We start from the raw sequence: 18,780 nt of genomic DNA, 5'->3' as shown, positions 1-18,780 counted from the left end.
GTGAGCATATACCTGATCTGCTTCCGTGACACTTGACTTCCGCAGACTTCGACCTCAAATCGCCGTTACCATGAAAGCATCCGAAGCAGATATCCTCATCGTCCCCGGCTACACCAATTCCGGCCCTACGCACTGGCAAAGCCGCTGGCAAAGCAAATTGGCTTCCGCACGACGTGTCGAGCAGGTCGAATGGGCCAAGCCCGTGCGCGAAGACTGGGTCAAGCGCATGGTCGATGAAATCAACGCCGCGACCAAGCCTGTCGTCATCGTCGCGCATTCGCTCGGCGTCGCGACGGCGGTTCATGCGCTCGAGCATGTCGACAAGAAGATTGCCGGTGCCTTCCTGGTCGCTCCGCCCGAGGTGACCAACCCCAAGATCCGCCCGAAGCATCTGATGACCTTCGGCCCCTACCCGCGTGATCCCTTGCCGTTTCCAAGCCTGATGGTCGCGAGCCAGAACGACCCGTTCGGCTCCTACGAACATGCCGGCGATCTTGCCAATGCCTGGGGATCCTTGCTGGTCGATGCCGGCCAATCCGGCCATATCAACGCGGAATCCGGACATGGCCCCTGGCCGGAAGGCACGATGGTCTTTGCCCAGTTCCTCAACCGGCTTCAGGGTTGACGCTGGATGGCTGCATTGCAGCATTAATGGGGCCTTCATTGTCGTCGTCTATGCTTTCGCAAAATCCAGCGAGAATGACGGATACGTGAAAACCGCCAGCAAGAACAGAGACCTGGGGCGAACACCGGCTGTGGATGGTCCTTTCAAGGACCTTGCTGCCATTCTCGATTCGATGCCGCTCGGTTTCTGCCTCATCGATCCGCAAGGCGTCGTCCGTCGCACCAACATGGCATTTTCAGGCCTTTTCGCCCTTTCTCCCGACACTATCTGTGGCAAACCGATCCTCGGCTTCCTCCATAACGAAGACTCGGCCTCCTTCGCCGAAGCCCTCGCCGATATCGGCATGAATGCGCATACGGAAAGCCAGTTGGACATCCGCCTGGTCCAGCCGGACGGAGTTCCTTATTGGGTCACGGCCTCGCTATCGGCAATCGAAAGCGGCGTCATCCTGCAGGTCCATCCGATCGGCGAGATGAAGCAGGCGCTCGAAACCCTGCAGAAGAGCGAAATGCGCTGGAAATATGCGCTCGAAAGCGCGCATCAGGGCGTCTGGGATCACGATTTCAAATCCGGCGACCTGTTCTATTCCAAGCATTGGAAACTCATTCGCGGCATGGCCCCGGATGCAATCGTCGATGGATCGCTTGATGAGTGGATCGCAAACGTGTACCCGGCCGACCGCGAGCATGTCCTCGAATACATCCGCCGCCAGGACGAAGGCGAAGTCGAGTTCAACACGTTCCAGTATCGCGAGCGCCACGCCGATGGCCACTGGGTCTGGATCGAAAGCCGTGGTGCGTCGATCGAGTGGGGACCGGACGGAAAACCGACCCGAATCATCGGCACGGATACCGACATCTCCAAACGGAAGAGGGCCGAGGCCCAGCTCGAGGAAGTCACACGGCGTTTGCTGCTGGCGATGGATGCGTCCCAGATCGGCGTATTCGAGGCCAATCTGGACACCGGCGAGGTGATGCGCGACGCCCTACTCCTGAAAATCTACGGCCACGAATTCGCGGCTCCCGCCGATCAACCAACACTTCTGGACAAGTTGCTGCATCCCGAGGATCGCGAGGCGGCGCTCACGACAATTTCAGACGGCACGGCATCGAACCGCCCCTTCGCCAATGCCTTCCGCATCATTCGTCCCGACGGTGAAATCCGGCACATCCGCTCAAGCTCCGTGACATTCGTCGATGCAGAGGGAGCGCGCAAGCTGATCGGCGCGAACTGGGACATCACAGACGATGTGGCTTTGCGCGACGAACTCGACCGCGCCAGACAACTGGCGGAAGCCCGTAACGTGGAACTCGAAGCAGCGCGTACCCGGATCGAATATAATGCCCTGCATGACCATCTGACGGGCCTGCCGAACCGGCGTTATCTCGATCAGCGGCTCGAAGACTGGATCGCCGAGAAAGTCGCCTATTGCGCCATCCTGCATATTGACCTCGACCGTTTCAAGCAGATCAACGACACGCTCGGACATCAGGCGGGCGATACGATGCTGGTCCATACCGCGCGTGTCCTGTCTTCGATCACTAAAGAGCGCGATTTCGTTGCTCGGATCGGCGGCGACGAATTTCTGATCCTGTGCGACAGCCAGCATGGGCAGGACGATGTCATCGCCATGACCGACCGAATCATCGATGCCTTGCGGCAGCCGGTGCCCTACGAGGGGCATCTCTGCCGGTTCGGCGCCAGCGTCGGCATCGCCTGGACGCTGGATGGAACGGTCGATGCCAAGCAGTCGCTGATGAACGCCGACATTGCCCTCTACCGAGCCAAGGATCAGGGCCGCAACCGCTACGAGTTTTTCACCAAGCAACTCCAGACGCAGATCCACCACGTCAAACGGACCGCGGACGAAATCGTCAAGGGTCTTGAGGACGGTGAGTTCATTCCCGTCTACCAGCCGCAGTTCGACGCCCGCACGCTCGACATAGCCGGCGTGGAAACCCTGGCGCGCTGGAAGCACCCGCAGCACGGCTTTCTGGCGCCCGATTATTTCCTGAAGATCGCCGAGGACATCAACGCGCTGACCGCCATCGACCGGACCATCGCCGAACAGGCGCTGCGCGATTTCGGGCGATGGGAAGCCCAAGGCTTTTCCATTCCGCGCATTTCCGTGAACGTCTCTTCGCCGCGCCTGCGTGAGTCCGGCCTGATCGAAAGCCTGAAGAGGCTCGATATCCCACGTGGAAAACTGTCTTTCGAGCTGCTCGAATCGATCTTCCTCGACGATCTCGACGAGCGCTCGTCAAAAACCCTGAGCGATATAAAGGCGCTGGGAATCGACATCGAAATCGACGATTTCGGCACAGGTCATGCATCCATCATCGGCCTGATGAAGCTCAGCCCCAGCCGCCTGAAGATCGATGGTGCGCTCGTGAAGCCAATCACCGACACGACCGAACAGCGACAGCTGGTCGGATCGATCATCGATATCGGCCATTCGCTGAATATCGAGGTGGTGGCGGAAGGTGTGGAGACACGGCAGCATGCCGATATCCTGCGCGATCTCGGCTGCGACATCCTGCAGGGCTACGCTTTCGCAAGACCGATGACCCGAGCCGATCTGGAAGCGTTCGTTCGCTCGGCAAGCTGGCGTGAAGCACAGACGCTTGTTGCACCCCCGCGCAGCAGCAGGACTCGCAATCTCAAGTCATAGAAAAACCGCCCGTGCGAACGGGCGGTTCAGGCATTGGCTTTGAGTATCAGTTGTTCTGGACCTGCGTGACGGCTTCCGAAAGAAGCTCCAGCATCTTCAGCCGAATCTGGTCGTCGGACTGGACGATGCCGGCAGCATCGAAATCGGCGCGGATCTTGCGAACAACGTCCTCGTGACCGGCTTCTTCGAAGTCCGCGGCAACGACTTCTTTTGCATAGGCGGCCGCATCGCTTTTGCCGAGCAGTTCGGCGGCCCAGAGGCCCAGCAGCTTGTTGCGGCGCGCTTCGGCCTTGAACCGCAGTTCTTCATCCAGAGCAAATTTGGCCTCGAACGCCTTTTCGCGGTCCTTCATGTCGGTCATCATTCATTCTCCCAGAAAACCTGCGCTGCAAACAGCTTTTTGCCCATAAACCAAAAGCTCGCTCAAAGTGCAATGCGAAGTTTTCGGCTTTGGCGACTTTCCGTGTTACCCTTTCGTGAATTCGGGGGATCGGACCAGACGCCGATTGTGAAATGGTTTCATTTCGGCTATGGACCGCCTTGGAAAATACCATGCGCGCACCCCAATAGCGCCGGAAACAACAGAGATATCCTTTATGAATCGTCGCCGCCGTATCTACGAGGGCAAGGCAAAGATCCTTTATGAGGGTCCCGAGCCTGGCACTCTGATCCAGTTCTTCAAAGATGACGCCACTGCCTTCAACGCGAAGAAGCACGAGGTCATCGACGGCAAGGGCGTGCTCAACAACCGTATCTCCGAATATATCTTCACGCATCTGAACCGGATCGGCATTCCCACGCATTTCATCCGCCGCCTCAACATGCGCGAGCAGTTGATCAAGGAAGTGGAAATCATTCCGCTCGAGATCGTCGTGCGCAATGTGGCCGCCGGTTCGCTTGCAAAGCGCCTTGGCATCGAGGAAGGCGTCATCCTGCCGCGATCGATCATCGAATTCTACTATAAGGCCGATGCCCTCGAAGATCCGATGGTTTCCGAAGAGCACATCACCGCGTTCGGCTGGGCAAGCCCGCAGGAACTCGACGACATCATGGCGCTCGCCATCCGCATCAACGACTTCCTGACCGGCCTGTTTCTCGGCGTCGGCATCCAGCTCGTTGACTTCAAGATCGAATGCGGCCGCCTGTTCGAAGGCGACATGATGCGCATCATCCTGGCTGACGAGATTTCGCCGGACAGCTGCCGTCTGTGGGATGTCGAAACCAAGGAAAAGATGGACAAGGACCGGTTCCGCCGTGACCTGGGCGGTCTCGTTGAGGCCTACCAGGAAGTGGCCCGCCGCCTTGGCATCATGAACGAGAACGAACCGCCGCGCGGCACCGGTCCGGTGCTGGTGAAATAAGCAGGAAGACAACAGTGATCAACGCACGTGTAACTGTGACGCTGAAGAACGGCGTTCTTGACCCGCAGGGCAAGGCAATCGAAGGCGCTCTCGGCGCTCTCGGCTTCGACGGCATCGGCCATGTCCGCCAGGGCAAGGTCTTCGACCTCCAGATCGAAACCGCCGACAAGGCCAAGGCGGAAGCCGAGGTCAAGGCCATGTGCGAGAAACTTCTGGCCAACACGGTGATCGAGAACTACACTATCTCACTCGCCTGAGGGTTGAAGGACGATGTGATGGCCGAAGTCACAAACGAACTGATGTATGAATTGCTGAAGCGCATTCAGGTTGATATCAGCTCGCTCAAGGAAGGCCAGCGTGACCTTCGGCATGACAATTTGTCACTGCGCAATCAGTTTCATACGATGCAGGGTGACATAAATAATTTACGCGGCTCGATTGCGCATATCGAAGATCGTCTCGACCGTATCGAAAACCGCCTCGAATTGCGCGAGCTTGCCGAGGCCCAATCCAGGTTTGAACCGCACCCATGAAATCCGCCGTCGTCCAGCTTCCAGGCCTCAACCGTGACCGCGACATGATCGCCGCCCTGACCAAGATTTCAGGCACCGCGCCGATCACCATCTGGCAGACCGAGACCGAAATTCCGGACGTCGATCTGATCGTCATTCCCGGCGGCTTTTCCTACGGCGACTATCTGCGCTGCGGCGCGATCGCGGCGCGCATGCCGGTGATGCAGGCGATCAAGGCCAAGGCGGACGCCGGCGTCAAGGTTCTCGGCGTCTGCAACGGCTTCCAGATCCTCGTCGAGGCAGGCCTCCTGCCCGGCGCCCTGATGCGCAATGCGTCGCTGAAGTTCGTCTGCAAGGAAATCAAGCTGGAAGTCGTCAACGCCGATACCGATTTCAGTCGCGCCTATGAACAGGGCCAGATCATCCGCTGCCCGGTCGCGCATCACGATGGCAACTATTTCGCCGACGCCGAGACGCTAAAAACCATCGAAGGCAACGGCCAGGTCGTCTTCCGCTATGCCGCCGGCACCAATCCGAACGGATCGGTCAACGACATCGCGGGGATCATCAATGCGAAGGGCAACGTCCTTGGCATGATGCCGCATCCGGAAAACCTGATCGAAGCGGCGCATGGCGGTTCCGACGGCCGTGGTCTGTTCGCGTCGGCGCTCGACGTAATCGCCGCTTAACGTTCGGTCTGATAGAAGGCAGCTTCGAAGACCGAATCAGAAGGGCTTTCCGATGCGCGCCGCTGCTTTCCTCCGCCTCCTGTCCACTGCCGTGCCCGTCGCTACGCTTGCGCTGGTCGCAAGCTGCCAGTCGGCCGCGCCTCCAGCGCCCAGCCAGAGCACGACAGCCCTGTCGACCATGGAGCGGGTGGCGCTCGGCGTCAATGCCTGCTGGTTCAAGTCGGGCGACGCTGCCTTCAAACCCTATCGCCTCGCGCCGGAGCTGAACTCATTCTCCGGCCGCCCGCGCATCCTCATCGTCAAGCGCAATTCGCCCGAGTCGCGTCCTCTGGCAGTGATCCAGGCCGAAGGCCACCCCGCCAGGCTACAGGCCTTCGGACCGCTGTTCAACGATCCGCTGGGCACGCGCATGGCCACCGACGTCAAGCGCTTCGCGGCTGGCGGCACCGGCTGCCACTGATCTCACCGGATAAGGCATGCGCGGCAGCAAACATCCATTTTTTGCCGCTTTTTCATATTTAAAATTTACTGAACGATCAATCTCTGTAAACTCCTGATTGAGTTCTCCAAAATGCAGACTGCATTTTGGAGCGTCCAAGGCCGGATCTCATTCTCATACCCGTCACGAAAGCACGCTAACTGCCCAATTGAACATTTTGTCGCCAGACCACCGTGCCGACGTCCTCGCATGCATGCAGCATTACCAAAGGCATTTTCATGAGCGTTACGATCTATCACAATGACCGCTGCACGACATCGCTCGCGGTTCTCGACATTATTCGCGCCGCCGGCATCGAGCCCATTATCATCGAATATATGAAAACACCGCCATCGCATGAGGCCATGCTGGCTCTGCTGCTGGCCATGGACATGACGCCGCGCGCGCTGCTCAGAACCCGCGAACGCGCCTATCTCTCGTTGCATCTCGACGATGAAAGCAAGACAGACCGCCAGATCATCGACGCGATGCTTGCCCATCCCGAACTGATAGAGCGACCGATCGTCGTGACGGAAAAGGGTGTCAAGGTCTGTCGCCCGAAGACCAAGGTGCTTGAGCTGCTGTAATGACAGCCCGAGACCGTTAGATTACATAGCCGGACAATCAATCCCAGAACGGACGGGCCGCTTCCCGGCGCGCCTCGGCAGCCCTGATGCCGATGTCGGCCAGTTGGTCATCGGTGAGCTCGGCCAGCGCGAGCCGGCTCAATCTCTTTCTCTCCCGCGTTATCAACCATGCGAGGGCGCGTCGGATCACCGAAGGGCCTTCGTGGATCGTGATACGCGATGCACGGATTGCTTCCAGGTTGGCAGCACAAATTGCATCATCGGCCGAACATATTGCACTCATTGAGATCACCTTTCCGCCGTCAAATTGTCACCATCAATATTGTATTGTCTTAATTGACACTCTGATGGATACAATGTAGAAATTGTCACCATGACAACTTGGATGCCCGATCCCGGCCAGGGCCAAGGCCCGATCTATGCCCGCATTGCCGACCAGATCGAGGAGGCGATTGCTGAGGGCGTGCTCACTGCCGGCACGAAATTGCCTCCCCAGCGCAATCTTGCCTTCGATATCGGCGTCACAATCGGTACAATCGGTCGGGCCTATCATCTCGTTCGCGAACGTGGGCTTGTCAGCGGCGAAGTCGGCCGGGGTACCTATGTTCTCGATAACACCGAGGTAAAGCCTGCTGAACAGGCCGACCCGATGATTGCAGCGCTGTCCGGCACCCGGCCGCTGAAGGCACCGCCAGGCAAGCTCCGGTTCGACAGCACGGCAGCGCCGGATATCGGCCAGGGCGCTTCGCTGGAAAAACTGCTGGTGGAGATCAGTCGCGAACACCATGCCGATATTGCCAGCTATGCCCGGGACTTTCCTCCGCATTGGTTCGAGGCCGGCAGCCAGTGGCTGGCCAAGGGATCGTTTCGCCCCCTGCCCGATCGCATCGTGCCGACACTCGGAGCCCATGCGGGTGCCGTCGCCGTCATTGCGGCGGTCACGGCGCCCGGCGACAAGATCGCCTTCGAAAATGTCACCTACTCGCAGATCAGCCGCAGCGCCGGCCTGATCGGTCGCCGTACCATTCTTTTGCGCACCGACGACTACGGCCTCGATCCCGAGGATTTCGAACGGGTTTGCGCCCAGCAGCACCCAAAACTCGCCTTCCTGATGCCAACGGCGCAGAATCCGACGGTGGTAACGCTGTCGCTGGAGCGCCGGCAGGCCATCGCCGACATCGCCCGCCGCTACGGCGTCTGGCTGCTGGAAGACGATCTTTATGGGGCGATGACTGGCGACATGACGCCGCTACTTGCTGAACTGGCGCCGGAGCGTACCTTCCTGGTCGGCGGCCTGTCGAAATCGGTCGCTGCCGGCGTGCGCGGCGGCTGGGTTGCCTGCCCTCCGCATTTCAGCCAACGCATCCGCATCGCCCACAAGATGGTCAGCGGCGGCATGCCATTTCTGCTGGCCGAACTTTGCGCCCGGCTGGTGCTCAGCGGCGAAGGCGCGATCCTGCGCTCGAAAAGCATCGATGAAATCCGCGCCCGCGAACAGATGGCCCGCGAGATATTCGCCGGTATCGACTTCAATTCGCATCCGCATGTGCCGTTCCTATGGCTGAAGCTGTCCGAACCCTGGCTCTCCGGCACATTCAAGCACGCGGCCTTCGAAGAGGGCGTGCTTGTCGATGACGAAGACGAATTCAAGGCCGGGCGCACCGACAGCGTCTTCCACCGCGTGCGCATCGGCTTCTCGTCACCCGCCGACAGGGCCGAAGTCCGGCGCGGGTTCCTGACGCTTCGCCGCCTGCTCGACAGCGGCCGCACCGGCTACGACAGCTTCGCTTGAACATCGGGCTCATTTCCCGGCAAAGGCGCACATCTCCTGTGCTTTTCCGGCATTTTCCTGTCGCATCGCCGCAGTGCATCAGCTAAAGAAGCGCGAATACGATCTCTTTGTTTTGATGCAGCCCTCAATGCATGGCGGCCCTTTCGCCGTCGGGATGCTCCAACGGACCGAACGGACCACGATGACCATTTCCAATACCCGCCCCATCACGCCGGAACTGATTGCCTCGCATGGTCTGAAGCCAGACGAGTACCAGCGGATCCTGGAACTCATCGGCCGCGAGCCGACCTTTACCGAGCTTGGCATCTTCTCGGCCATGTGGAACGAGCATTGCTCCTACAAGTCCTCGAAGAAGTGGCTGCGCACGCTGCCGACCAAAGGGCCGCGCGTCATCCAGGGACCGGGCGAAAATGCCGGCGTCGTCGATATCGATGATGGCGACGTCGTCGTCTTCAAGATGGAGAGCCACAACCACCCGTCCTATATCGAGCCCTATCAGGGGGCCGCGACCGGCGTCGGCGGTATCCTGCGCGACGTGTTCACCATGGGTGCCCGCCCGATCGCGGCGATGAACGCGCTGCGCTTCGGCGCGCCGGATCATCCGAAGACCCGCCATCTCGTTTCCGGCGTCGTTGCCGGCGTCGGGGGCTATGGCAATTCCTTCGGCGTGCCGACCGTCGGCGGCGAAGTCGAGTTCGACGCCCGCTACAATGGCAACATCCTCGTCAACGCTTTCGCGGCTGGTCTCGCCAAGGCTGACGGCATCTTCCTGTCCGAAGCCAAGGGCGTCGGCCTGCCGGTCGTCTATCTCGGTGCCAAGACCGGCCGCGACGGCGTCGGCGGCGCCACCATGGCATCGGCGGAATTCGACGAATCGATCGAGGAAAAGCGCCCGACCGTGCAGGTCGGCGACCCCTTCACCGAAAAGTGCCTGCTGGAAGCCTGCCTTGAGCTGATGAAGACCGGCGCTGTCATCGCCATCCAGGACATGGGTGCTGCCGGCCTCACCTGCTCGGCCGTCGAGATGGGCGCCAAGGGCGACCTCGGCATAGAACTGGAACTCGACAAAGTGCCGGTGCGCGAAGACCGCATGACGGCCTATGAAATGATGCTGTCGGAAAGCCAGGAGCGCATGCTCATGGTCCTTGAACCCGCCAAGGAAGAGGTCGCCAAGGCGATCTTCGTCAAGTGGGGCCTCGACTTCGCGATCGTCGGCAAGACCACCGACGACCTGCGCTTCCGCGTCATCCATCAGGGCGAGGAAGTCGCCAACCTGCCGATCAAGGATCTGGGCGACCAAGCACCGGAATACGACCGCCCGTGGACCCCGGCACAGGTTGCCGCGCCCTTGGCAGCCGGCGATATCCCGCAGGCCGACATCGCCGATGCCGTGCTGTCGCTGGTCGGTTCCGCCAACAACTCGTCGCGCCGCTGGGTCTACGAGCAGTATGACACGCTGATCCAGGGCAACTCGCTTCAGCTTCCGGGCGGCGACGCCGGCGTCGTGCGCGTCGAAGGCCATCCGACCAAGGCACTGGCTTTTTCTTCCGACGTGACGCCGCGTTATGTCGAGGCCGATGCATTCGAAGGCGGCAAGCAGGCCGTTGCCGAATGCTGGCGCAACATCACCGCCACCGGCGCCCTGCCCTTGGCAGCCACCGACAACCTCAACTTCGGCAATCCGGAGCGCCCGGAAATCATGAGCCAGCTCGTCCATGCCATCAAGGGCATCGGCGAAGCCTGCCTTGCCCTCGATTTCCCGATCGTGTCTGGCAATGTCTCGCTCTACAACGAGACCAACGGCCAGGGCATCCTGCCGACCCCGACCATCGGCGGCGTCGGCCTGCTCGGCGACTGGTCGCAGATGGCGCGTATTCGCTTTGCCGCCGAAGGCGAAGAGATCCTGCTCGTCGGTGCACCGGAAGGGCTGGGCACGCATCTTGGCCAATCCGTCTATCTCCGCGACATCCATGGCCGCACCGATGGCCCGGCGCCGCATGTCGATCTCGCTCATGAGCGCAAGGTCGGCGATTTCGTCCGCGACCTGATCACCGATGGCCTGACGACCGCCGTGCATGACTGCTCGTCGGGCGGCTTGGCGCTGGCAATCGCCGAGATGGCCATGGCATCGGGCATCGGCGCCAAGGTTTCGGCCGTCGCCGGCCGCGACCCGATCCCGGTCTTCTTCGGTGAGGATCAGGGTCGCTACGTCGTCACGGTTCGGCCGGAACATGCGGCTCTGGTCGCCGATCGGGCGAAGGCTGCAGGCGTTGCGGCCCCATCGATCGGCGAGACGGGTGGCACGGAGGTCGTCCTCGGCTCGGCCAAGCCGGTTGCAATTCTGCAATTGCGCTCGGCCCATGAATCGTGGTTCCCTGACTTCATGGACGGCGAAACACAGATCGCCGCCGAGTAATTCAGGGAGTACAGACGATGCCGATGGCACCTGGCGATATCGAAGACATGATCAAGGCTGGAATTCCGGGGGCGAAAGTCGTCATCCGGGATCTGGCCGGCGACGGCGACCATTACGCCGCCGAGGTTGTGGCCGAGGCATTTCGTGGCAAGACCCGCGTACAGCAGCACAAAATGGTTTATGATGCCCTGAGCGGCAATATGGGTGGTGTGTTGCACGCACTCGCGCTCCAGACTTCCGTACCTGAGTAGGCGCCGATGGCCAACCTGATCAACGAGCTGATTACTGGGGTCGTCGAAAGTGTGCTCAAGGAAGTTCTGAAAAAGTCTGGCGTCAAGACGACAACATCCAAGCGCCAGAAGCGGCAGACCCGTTCGGCAACGACCGGACGTTTCAAGAAGACCACGAAGCCGAAGGCGGCCAAACCGGCGAAGAAGCAGGTGAGCCGCCGACGCACCACGGCGGCCCGCAGCAAGACGCGATAAACTCCGGAAATCTGACCTGTTGCCCGCGTGCAAGCCATCAATTTTTGTTGCGAACGGGTGATGAAAATCACCGGTCTGCATGCTATCTACAGGAAATCGACACACCCGGCCCTTGAAGCGGGATGAGGAAGGATTACGACATGAGCGGTATCAATGATTTCATCGCAAACGAAGTGAAGAGCAACGACGTCGTTCTTTTCATGAAGGGCACGCCCCAGTTCCCCCAGTGCGGGTTCTCCGGACAGGTCGTCCAGATGCTCGACTATATCGGCGTCGACTATAAGGGCATCAACGTGCTCGCGGATGCCGACCTGCGCCAGGGCATCAAGGACTATTCGAACTGGCCGACGATCCCGCAGCTCTATATCAAGGGCGAATTCATCGGCGGCTGCGACATCGTGCGCGAAATGTTCCAGGCTGGCGAACTCCAGTCGCATTTCGAGGAACAGGGCATCGCCGTCAAGGGCGCAGCCTGAAGCAACCCTCTGTCATTGTGACACCTGAAAAGGCGGGTCACCGCCTTTTTTGATTCAAGGAACGCGTGCGAACATTCTAATATTTTCCGCCCTGTAACAGCAGCAGCCGATACGCGGCTATGTCACGGTGCGGTTTCATGGATATGCAAACGCTCGAACATGCGTTTGCGCCATTCGATCCAAATGATTCTTCCTTTGCAACCGGCCTCCCACCGGTTGTCAGCCACCTGAGCCGGCACGCCGGCTTCCGTTTTGAAAGCGCTTCGGAACCGTGCTTTCAGTGCGCCCGCAATTCCGGTTCCATCCATTTCATCTGCGTCTGATCGCTTTCGGAAACGATCCGGTTTCCCGCTTCAGATGCCCGGCACGCCGGCAGGAATATCCCTATGACCATGACGACCCAAGCGCCGGGCATTCCGGCACTTTCGAAACCACAATTCATCGCGCTGATGGCCATGCTGATGGCGATCAATGCGATCTCGATCGACATCATGCTGCCCGGCCTGCAGGAGATCGGCGCCAGCCTCGGCGTCGCCGACGAGAACACCCGTCAATATGTCATCACCTCCTATCTGATCGGCATGGGCTGCGCGCAACTGTTCTTCGGTCCGCTGTCCGACCGGTTCGGCCGCAAGCTGCCACTGCTTGGCGGTCTCGCTGTCTATGCACTCTGTGCGCTTGCCATCGTCTTCGTGCCGTCCTTTGCCGGCCTTCTCGCGTTGCGCTTCATGCAGGGCATCGGCGCCGCCGCCACACGCGTCATCACCATCTCCATCGTTCGCGACATCTATGGCGGCCGAATGATGGCGGAGGTCATGTCGCTGGTCATGATGGTGTTCATGATCGTGCCGGTGATCGCCCCGAGCGTCGGCCAGTTGATCATGATCTTTGCCGAATGGCACATGATCTTCGTCGTCATCTGCCTGTTCGCCGTGGTCGTGGCGACGCTGGTGATGTTGCGCCTGCCGGAGACGCTGGCCGTCGAAAATCGCCGGCCGTTCACGATTTCCTCGATCGGCTCGGCCTTCCGCATCGTGCTGACCAACCGCGTGTCGCTGTGCTATTCGCTGGCCGCGTCGTTCCTGTTCGGCTCGTTGTTCGGCTTCATCAATTCGGCACAGCAAATTCTTGTCGGCGTCTACGGTCTCGGACACTGGTTTCCGCTCGTATTCGCGGGCTTCGCCAGCATGATGGCGGTTGCGTCCTTCACGAATTCCCGGCTGGTCAGACGTTATGGCATGCGCCGCCTGTCGCACGGCGCCCTGATCGGCTTCACGATCGGAAGCCTTGTCTGGGCTACGGCATCGATCTTCGGGACGCTGCCGTTCTGGCTGTTCGTCGTGCTCTATGCCGCGACCATGTTCCAGTTCGGCCTGATCGGCCCGAATTTCAACGCCATGGCGATGGAGCCACTCGGTCATGTCGCCGGCACGGCATCCTCCGTCCTCGGCTTCACCCAGACGATCGGAGGCGCCAGCATCGGCGCACTGATCGGCCAGGCATTCGACGGCACCGTCACACCGCTCGCCGTCGGCTTCCTGACCGTCTCCGTCATCGGCCTCGGCTTCGTTCTCTTTGCAGAGCGGGGCAAGCTTTTCAGTCCGCACAATCCCGCCGTTTAAACAGTCCGCCGCTTTTTCAAGACAGGTCTTTCATGTCCGCCACTCCGTCCGCCCATCATGTCGAGAACCAGGGCTCCGCCCGCATCGGTCTCGGCTTCGTCGAATTCATCATCACCATCGCCCTGATGACCGCCAGCGTCGCCATCGCGATCGACATCATGTTGCCCGCCCTGCCCGCCATCGGCCAGTCGCTCAATGTCGCCAACACCAACGACACACAGTTGGTGATCGGCGTGTTCTTTCTCGGCTTCGGCTGTTCGCAGATCGTCTTCGGCAGCCTGTCCGACACGTTCGGTCGCCGCGCCATCCTGTTGGGCGGGCTTGCCTTCTTCATACTGACGATGTTCGGTGCGGCCGCGACACAAAGCTTCGAGATGCTGCTTGTCCTGCGCTTCGTGCAAGGTATCGGCGCCGCAGCCGTCCGTATCACTACCATGGCAGTCGTCCGCGATTGCTTCGGCGGCCGTGAAATGGCGCGTGTCATGTCCTATGTGATGATCGTCTTCATGATCGTGCCGATCGTTGCTCCCTCGCTCGGCCAGGCCATCATCTACTATGCAAACTGGCACTGGATTTTCATCCTTCTCGGCTGCGTAGGCGCTATCCTGTTTGTCTGGGCCGGATTGCGACTGAAGGAATCGCTGCCAAAAGAAGAGCGGTTGCCTCTGTCTGTCGCCGCCGTCTCCTCCGGTTTCCGGACTGTTCTGACGAACCGCATCACCTGCGGTTACATGATCGGATTGACGCTCTTCACGGCCGTGATCTGCGCCTATATCGTCACCGTTCAGCAGATCTTCGGTGAAGTTTATGGCTTGGGTGACTGGTTGCCGATTGCGTTTGCCGGAACGGCCGGTGGTATCGCGGTCGCCAATTTCGCCAACGGGTATTTCGTGCGCAGCTTCGGCATGCGCCGCATCTCGCATGTGGCGATGATCCTGTTCACGCTGCTTTCCGGCGTCGGCCTGCTAATCGCACTCGGCGGCAAGCCAAGCTTCCTGATCGCCTACCTGCTGTTTTCCGTTCTCCTGATGTTTTTTGCCGTGATCGCCACCAATTTCACGGCCATCAGCCTCGAACCGATGGGAAACCTTGCTGGAACAGCCACGGCCATTACCGGTTTCATGTCGACAACCGGTGGCGCCTTGATCGGCGGAACCGTCGGCCAGATGTTCAACGGCACGGTCCAGCCGCTGTTTGCCGGTTTCACGGTCTTTGGCCTTGTGACGATCCTTGCCGTTCTCTGGGCCGAAAAGGGCAAGCTCTTTACACACCCGGGCGACGACCATGCCTTACTGGAAGGGGCCGGCGGGCATATGTAATCCGCCGAAAGCTCCCGGAAACGAAGAAGGCCCGCTCGGTCATCCCGGCGGGCCTGCTGTTTTTCGATTGTCGTGGTCGTTCAAACCGTGAAAACTTCGCGACGCAGCACTTCCCAACAGTCCTTGTCGGACGCCAGAAGCAGGCCGCCATCGACATGCTCCGGGAGATAGGGCGAGCCGTCGAAGCGGGCCGCATAGGCACCAGCTTCCTGCGCGATCAGCGTGCCGGCCAGATGATCCCATGGCATCAGCTTCTGGTACATCAGGAAATGGAAATGACCACCGGCAAAGGCGCGGTATTCATGCGCCGCGCAGCGATAGCTGGTGGCGATCCTGACCTTGGCCATGTTGCCCATGACGATCCGGCGATTTTCGGGCGAATAGAAGCCGGTCGAGGCGCAGCCGACGAGACCTTCGAGCGGGGGCGCCGGCGTCACGGCCAGCTTCTCCTGCGAGCCATCGGCCTTGCACAGCCAGGAACCGGAGCCTTTTTCGGCAATCACCCAGTCATTGCCCATCGGGTCATAGATGAGGCCGGCAACCGTTTCGCCCTTGGAGACGACAGCGGCCATGACACCGAACAGCGGCATACCTGCGGCATAGTTGAACGTGCCATCGATCGGATCGACGACAACAGCGAGGTCAGCCCCCGCCAAGGCGGACAGCAAATCCGGATCGGCCGCGACCGACTCCTCGCCGATGAACAGGGCACCCGGAGAAACGTCCGCCATGCGTGCCTTGATCAACCGCTCCGCTGCTTCATCCGCTTCGGTCACCAGATCGATGGCTTCCGACTTCATGCGTACGTCGCCAGCGCCGAGATTGCGGAAGCGCGGCAGGATTTCCTTCGCCGCCGCCTCCTGGAGGATATTGGCGATGGCGGCGATATCGATGGCAGATGTCATGCTTTGGGCTCCGCGAAGAGAGATTGGAAATCGAACAGTTTCGGATCGAGCAGATGTGACGGGTTCACATGGCCGAGCGCCCGCAGCATCGTATCCTTGCGGCCGGGCATGCGGTGCTCGATGTCCGACAGCATGGCCTTCATGGCGTTGCGCTCCAAGCCATCCTGCGAGCCGCATAGATCGCAGGGGATGATCGGGAACTCCATGGCGGTGGCGAACTTGGCTAGATCGTCCTCGGCCGCGTAGGCGAGCGGCCGCAGCACCATCAGGTCGCCCTCGTCGTTCAGGAGCTTCGCCGGCATCGTCGCCAGCCGGCCGCCATGGAAGAAATTCATGAAGAAGGTCTCGAGAATGTCCTCGCGGTGATGGCCGAGCACCAGCGCATCGCAGCCTTCCTCGCGGGCGATCCGGTAGAGATTGCCGCGGCGCAGGCGCGAACAGAGCGCGCAATAGGTGCCCCCGGCCGGCACCTTTTCCTTCACGATGGAATAGGTGTCGCGGTATTCGATACGGTGTTTGACGCCAATCGATGACAGATATTCCGGCAGGACGTGCTTGGGAAAATTCGGCTGACCCTGATCGAGATTGCAGGCCACGAGTTCGACGGGCAGCAAGCCGCGCCATTGCAGGTCCATCAGCAGCGCCAGCAGGCTGTAGCTGTCCTTGCCGCCGGAAATACCGATCAGCCAGCGCTTCTGGCCCTTCAGCATGCCGAAATCATCGATAGCCTGGCGAACCTGACGCAGGAGCCGCTTGCGAAGCTTGTTGAACGACACGGACGACGGCATTTTTGCGAAGATCGGATGCAGGGCATCGTCACTGACCTGATCCGGCCCGGTCGTCAGGTCGTCGGTGTCAGCGGTCGGCGATGGGATGGCAATATCCATGACAAAGTCCCGGATGAAGGGCGCAAGGCACGAGGGCGAGGCGCGAAAACAATGTCCTGCACTTGCCCGTCCCCGGCGGCAAGATCAAGGAAAATGCGCCGATCGCGCTGTGAAACTTCCGTAACGTCGCCTTCAGGCGCCAAATACCGACCAGCCGGTGCGGCTTGCCAGCATTTCCAGCGCCAGTGAGCCCAAGAGCGAATTGCCGTTGTCATTGAGCCCCGGCGACCAGACGGCGACCGACGCCTTGCCGGGCGCAACGCAGAGAATGCCGCCGCCGACGCCGCTCTTGCCTGGCAGCCCGACTCGATAGGCGAAATCACCCGAGCCGTCATAATGGCCGCAGGTCAGCATCAGCGCGTTGATGCGCCGCGCCCGCTGCCTTGAAACGACGGAATGCTTGGTCAGCGGGTTGGAGCCCGATGCCGCGAGGAACAGTCCGGCCCTTGCCAATTGGACGCAACTCATCGACAGCGCGCATTGATGGAAATAGACGCCGAGCACATGCTCGACCGGATGATCGAGCTTGCCGAAGGAGCGCATGAAATTGGCGAGCGCGAAATTGCGGTAGCCTGTCGCCGCTTCCGATTTGGCGACATCCTGGTCGATCAGGATATCTTCCTCGTCGGAGAGATAACGCACGAAGCGAACGATTTCGCCGATGGCCTCGCGCGGCGTATGGCCGGCGAGCACCAAATCGGTGATCGCAATGGCGCCAGCATTGATGAACGGATTACGTGGAATGCCGTTTTCATGCTCAAGCTGGACGATGGAATTGAACGCGGAACCGGACGGCTCCCGTCCCACCCGCTTCCAGATGTTTTCCCCATGCTTGCCAAGCGCCAGCGTCAGCGTGAAAACCTTGGAAATGCTCTGGATGGAGAAGGGCAGCTCGGCGTCACCCGCCATGTGCACATTGCCGTCGACCGTGACGATGGCCATGCCGAAATGCTTGGGATCGACGCGGGCGAGCTGCGGAATATAGTCGGCCACCTTGCCTTCGCCGAGCCGTGGGGCAAGCTCGCGATGGATATCATCGACAATCGACTGCAGGTCCAACGGGCCGGGCATCAATCATTCTCCGAATGAGGTTTGGTGGGATTTGGGCAACAAAAAAGCCACCCATCTCTGAGTGGCTTTTCCGAAATCCGCAAGGCCGAAGCCTGAAGAAATTATCGCGAATAGAATTCGACGACGAGGTTCGGTTCCATGATGACCGGGTACGGAACGTCGGTCAGGGCCGGAACGCGAGCGAAGGTCGCAACCATCTTGTTGTGATCGACTTCGATATAGTCCGGAACGTCACGCTCAGCGAGCTGAACGGCTTCGAGAACCGAAACGAGCTGCTTGGACTTTTCGCGAACTTCGATGACGTCGCCGGCCTTGCAGCGGTACGAACCGATGTTGACGCGAACGCCGTTGACCTTGACGTGGCCGTGGTTGACGAACTGACGGGCAGCGAAGACCGTCGGAACGAACTTGGCGCGGTAGACGATCGCGTCGAGGCGCGATTCGAGCAGGCCGATCAGGTTTTCGGAGGTGTCACCCTTGCGACGGTCAGCTTCGGCGAAGATCGCACGGAACTGCTTTTCGCGGATGTCGCCGTAGTAACCCTTCAGCTTCTGCTTGGCGCGCAGCTGTACGCCGAAGTCGGAAAGCTTGGACTTGCGACGCTGGCCGTGCTGGCCCGGGCCGTATTCGCGACGGTTCACCGGGGACTTCGGACGACCCCAGATGTTTTCGCCCATACGGCGGTCAATTTTGTACTTGGACGATTCGCGCTTGCTCATCGCATTTCCCTTCAAACGGTTACACCGGCTTGCTTCCAAACCGGATCAAGGAAACACGCCCTCCTCTGAACTTCTTTTGAAAGCTCTGACAGGCTTCTCACGATCACGCTGACGGAGAATCCACGGGACATGTCAATTCGCGCATTTCCCTTGTCCGCCTCACGG

General features: G+C 60.1%; 21 protein-coding genes. 15 read left to right on the top strand and 6 right to left on the bottom strand.

The window, feature by feature from the left end; genetic code table 11:
• Positions 1–70: 70 nt before the first annotated feature.
• Positions 71–625, top strand: a complete 555-nt coding sequence (locus tag ACST81_RS12670) for an RBBP9/YdeN family alpha/beta hydrolase (protein WP_438748129.1) — start codon at positions 71–73, stop codon at positions 623–625.
• Positions 626–710: 85 nt separating this feature from the next.
• Positions 711–3,296 carry a sensor domain-containing protein gene (locus ACST81_RS12665; protein WP_438748126.1) on the top strand — a complete coding sequence of 862 codons (2,586 nt, stop codon included), beginning with the start codon at positions 711–713 and terminating at the stop codon, positions 3,294–3,296.
• 46 nt (positions 3,297–3,342) lie between these two features.
• Here the strand turns inward: ACST81_RS12665 and ACST81_RS12660 are convergent, their stop codons facing one another.
• Positions 3,343–3,657, bottom strand: a complete 315-nt coding sequence (locus tag ACST81_RS12660; protein ID WP_438753543.1) for a DUF1476 domain-containing protein — start codon at positions 3,655–3,657, stop codon at positions 3,343–3,345.
• 235 nt (positions 3,658–3,892) lie between these two features.
• Between ACST81_RS12660 and purC the strand changes: the two genes are divergently transcribed.
• The 6 genes from purC to arsC all read left to right on the top strand — a co-directional run bounded on the left by purC (position 3,893) and on the right by arsC (position 6,923).
• Positions 3,893–4,657, top strand: coding sequence for a phosphoribosylaminoimidazolesuccinocarboxamide synthase (purC, locus tag ACST81_RS12655; protein WP_438748124.1), 765 nt, complete (start codon positions 3,893–3,895; stop codon positions 4,655–4,657).
• A 14-nt stretch (positions 4,658–4,671) separates the two neighbouring features.
• The gene (gene purS, locus ACST81_RS12650; RefSeq protein ID WP_062580759.1) at positions 4,672–4,914 is read left to right on the top strand and encodes a phosphoribosylformylglycinamidine synthase subunit PurS; all 243 of its coding nucleotides are present in this window, start codon (positions 4,672–4,674) and stop codon (positions 4,912–4,914) included.
• A gap of 18 nt (positions 4,915–4,932) precedes the next feature.
• A complete protein-coding gene (locus ACST81_RS12645; RefSeq protein ID WP_438748123.1) occupies positions 4,933–5,190 on the top strand; it encodes a hypothetical protein in 258 nt (85 codons plus the stop codon).
• Complete coding sequence (gene purQ, locus ACST81_RS12640; RefSeq protein WP_438748121.1) at positions 5,187–5,858, top strand: phosphoribosylformylglycinamidine synthase subunit PurQ; 672 nt, start codon at positions 5,187–5,189, stop codon at positions 5,856–5,858. The genes ACST81_RS12645 and purQ overlap by 4 nt, the downstream gene beginning before the upstream one ends.
• Positions 5,859–5,910: 52 nt before the next feature.
• Positions 5,911–6,318 carry a hypothetical protein gene (locus ACST81_RS12635; protein WP_438748120.1) on the top strand — a complete coding sequence of 136 codons (408 nt, stop codon included), beginning with the start codon at positions 5,911–5,913 and terminating at the stop codon, positions 6,316–6,318.
• 257 nt (positions 6,319–6,575) lie between these two features.
• Positions 6,576–6,923 carry an arsenate reductase (glutaredoxin) gene (gene arsC / locus ACST81_RS12630; protein ID WP_438748119.1) on the top strand — a complete coding sequence of 116 codons (348 nt, stop codon included), beginning with the start codon at positions 6,576–6,578 and terminating at the stop codon, positions 6,921–6,923.
• A 37-nt stretch (positions 6,924–6,960) separates the two neighbouring features.
• Here the strand turns inward: arsC and ACST81_RS12625 are convergent, their stop codons facing one another.
• Positions 6,961–7,065 (bottom strand): DUF1127 domain-containing protein, encoded by a 105-nt coding sequence (locus tag ACST81_RS12625; RefSeq protein WP_438748117.1) that lies wholly within the window; start codon positions 7,063–7,065, stop codon positions 6,961–6,963.
• Between the two features lie 231 nt (positions 7,066–7,296).
• On the opposite strand from ACST81_RS12625, the gene ACST81_RS12620 reads away from it, so the two are divergent.
• The 7 genes from ACST81_RS12620 (at position 7,297) to ACST81_RS12590 (ending at position 15,033) form a co-directional block, all read left to right on the top strand.
• Positions 7,297–8,715, top strand: a complete 1,419-nt coding sequence (locus ACST81_RS12620; RefSeq protein ID WP_438748116.1) for a PLP-dependent aminotransferase family protein — start codon at positions 7,297–7,299, stop codon at positions 8,713–8,715.
• A gap of 181 nt (positions 8,716–8,896) precedes the next feature.
• A complete protein-coding gene (gene purL / locus ACST81_RS12615) occupies positions 8,897–11,131 on the top strand; it encodes a phosphoribosylformylglycinamidine synthase subunit PurL (RefSeq protein ID WP_438748115.1) in 2,235 nt (744 codons plus the stop codon).
• A gap of 17 nt (positions 11,132–11,148) precedes the next feature.
• Positions 11,149–11,382, top strand: coding sequence for a BolA/IbaG family iron-sulfur metabolism protein (locus tag ACST81_RS12610; RefSeq protein ID WP_438748113.1), 234 nt, complete (start codon positions 11,149–11,151; stop codon positions 11,380–11,382).
• A gap of 6 nt (positions 11,383–11,388) precedes the next feature.
• Complete coding sequence (locus ACST81_RS12605; RefSeq protein WP_438748111.1) at positions 11,389–11,616, top strand: hypothetical protein; 228 nt, start codon at positions 11,389–11,391, stop codon at positions 11,614–11,616.
• A gap of 140 nt (positions 11,617–11,756) precedes the next feature.
• Entirely contained in the window at positions 11,757–12,092 is a 336-nt protein-coding gene (gene grxD / locus ACST81_RS12600; RefSeq protein WP_037095615.1) for a Grx4 family monothiol glutaredoxin, read from the top strand.
• 386 nt (positions 12,093–12,478) lie between these two features.
• Positions 12,479–13,714, top strand: a complete 1,236-nt coding sequence (locus tag ACST81_RS12595; RefSeq protein WP_438748109.1) for a multidrug effflux MFS transporter — start codon at positions 12,479–12,481, stop codon at positions 13,712–13,714.
• Positions 13,715–13,746: 32 nt separating this feature from the next.
• Positions 13,747–15,033, top strand: coding sequence for a multidrug effflux MFS transporter (locus ACST81_RS12590; protein ID WP_438748108.1), 1,287 nt, complete (start codon positions 13,747–13,749; stop codon positions 15,031–15,033).
• An 80-nt stretch (positions 15,034–15,113) separates the two neighbouring features.
• On the opposite strand, the gene ACST81_RS12585 is transcribed toward ACST81_RS12590, so the two are convergent.
• The 4 genes from ACST81_RS12585 to rpsD form a co-directional block, all read right to left on the bottom strand.
• Positions 15,114–15,938, bottom strand: coding sequence for an inositol monophosphatase family protein (locus tag ACST81_RS12585; protein ID WP_438748107.1), 825 nt, complete (start codon positions 15,936–15,938; stop codon positions 15,114–15,116).
• Complete coding sequence (gene ttcA / locus ACST81_RS12580; protein WP_438748105.1) at positions 15,935–16,825, bottom strand: tRNA 2-thiocytidine(32) synthetase TtcA; 891 nt, start codon at positions 16,823–16,825, stop codon at positions 15,935–15,937. Before ttcA ends, ACST81_RS12585 begins: the two co-directional genes overlap by 4 nt.
• A 132-nt stretch (positions 16,826–16,957) precedes the next feature.
• A complete protein-coding gene (locus ACST81_RS12575) occupies positions 16,958–17,896 on the bottom strand; it encodes a glutaminase (protein ID WP_438748102.1) in 939 nt (312 codons plus the stop codon).
• A gap of 101 nt (positions 17,897–17,997) precedes the next feature.
• Positions 17,998–18,615, bottom strand: a complete 618-nt coding sequence (rpsD, locus tag ACST81_RS12570) for a 30S ribosomal protein S4 (RefSeq protein ID WP_438748100.1) — start codon at positions 18,613–18,615, stop codon at positions 17,998–18,000.
• Between the last annotated feature and the right edge of the window lie 165 nt (positions 18,616–18,780).

The organism is Pararhizobium sp. O133 (assembly GCF_051669845.1).
In the GTDB taxonomy this organism is placed as follows: Bacteria; Pseudomonadota; Alphaproteobacteria; order Rhizobiales; family Rhizobiaceae; genus Pararhizobium.
The sequence above is the reverse complement of the archived record's forward strand: the minus strand, read 5'-3'. Positions and strand labels throughout refer to the sequence as shown.

Bases quoted from the DNA above. Each gene is read 5' to 3' on its own strand.
- ACST81_RS12670 (WP_438748129.1), top strand. From the start codon at position 71: ATGAAAGCATCCGAAGCAGATATCCTCATCGTCCCCGGCTACACCAAT.
- ACST81_RS12660 (WP_438753543.1), bottom strand. From the start codon at position 3,657: ATGACCGACATGAAGGACCGCGAAAAGGCGTTCGAGGCCAAATTTGCT.
- purC (WP_438748124.1), top strand. From the start codon at position 3,893: ATGAATCGTCGCCGCCGTATCTACGAGGGCAAGGCAAAGATCCTTTAT.
- ACST81_RS12645 (WP_438748123.1), top strand. From the start codon at position 4,933: ATGGCCGAAGTCACAAACGAACTGATGTATGAATTGCTGAAGCGCATT.
- purQ (WP_438748121.1), top strand. From the start codon at position 5,187: ATGAAATCCGCCGTCGTCCAGCTTCCAGGCCTCAACCGTGACCGCGAC.
- ACST81_RS12635 (WP_438748120.1), top strand. From the start codon at position 5,911: ATGCGCGCCGCTGCTTTCCTCCGCCTCCTGTCCACTGCCGTGCCCGTC.
- arsC (WP_438748119.1), top strand. From the start codon at position 6,576: ATGAGCGTTACGATCTATCACAATGACCGCTGCACGACATCGCTCGCG.
- ACST81_RS12620 (WP_438748116.1), top strand. From the start codon at position 7,297: ATGACAACTTGGATGCCCGATCCCGGCCAGGGCCAAGGCCCGATCTAT.
- purL (WP_438748115.1), top strand. From the start codon at position 8,897: ATGACCATTTCCAATACCCGCCCCATCACGCCGGAACTGATTGCCTCG.
- ACST81_RS12610 (WP_438748113.1), top strand. From the start codon at position 11,149: ATGCCGATGGCACCTGGCGATATCGAAGACATGATCAAGGCTGGAATT.
- ACST81_RS12605 (WP_438748111.1), top strand. From the start codon at position 11,389: ATGGCCAACCTGATCAACGAGCTGATTACTGGGGTCGTCGAAAGTGTG.
- grxD (WP_037095615.1), top strand. From the start codon at position 11,757: ATGAGCGGTATCAATGATTTCATCGCAAACGAAGTGAAGAGCAACGAC.
- ACST81_RS12595 (WP_438748109.1), top strand. From the start codon at position 12,479: ATGACCATGACGACCCAAGCGCCGGGCATTCCGGCACTTTCGAAACCA.
- ACST81_RS12590 (WP_438748108.1), top strand. From the start codon at position 13,747: ATGTCCGCCACTCCGTCCGCCCATCATGTCGAGAACCAGGGCTCCGCC.
- ACST81_RS12585 (WP_438748107.1), bottom strand. From the start codon at position 15,938: ATGACATCTGCCATCGATATCGCCGCCATCGCCAATATCCTCCAGGAG.
- ttcA (WP_438748105.1), bottom strand. From the start codon at position 16,825: ATGGATATTGCCATCCCATCGCCGACCGCTGACACCGACGACCTGACG.
- ACST81_RS12575 (WP_438748102.1), bottom strand. From the start codon at position 17,896: ATGCCCGGCCCGTTGGACCTGCAGTCGATTGTCGATGATATCCATCGC.
- rpsD (WP_438748100.1), bottom strand. From the start codon at position 18,615: ATGAGCAAGCGCGAATCGTCCAAGTACAAAATTGACCGCCGTATGGGC.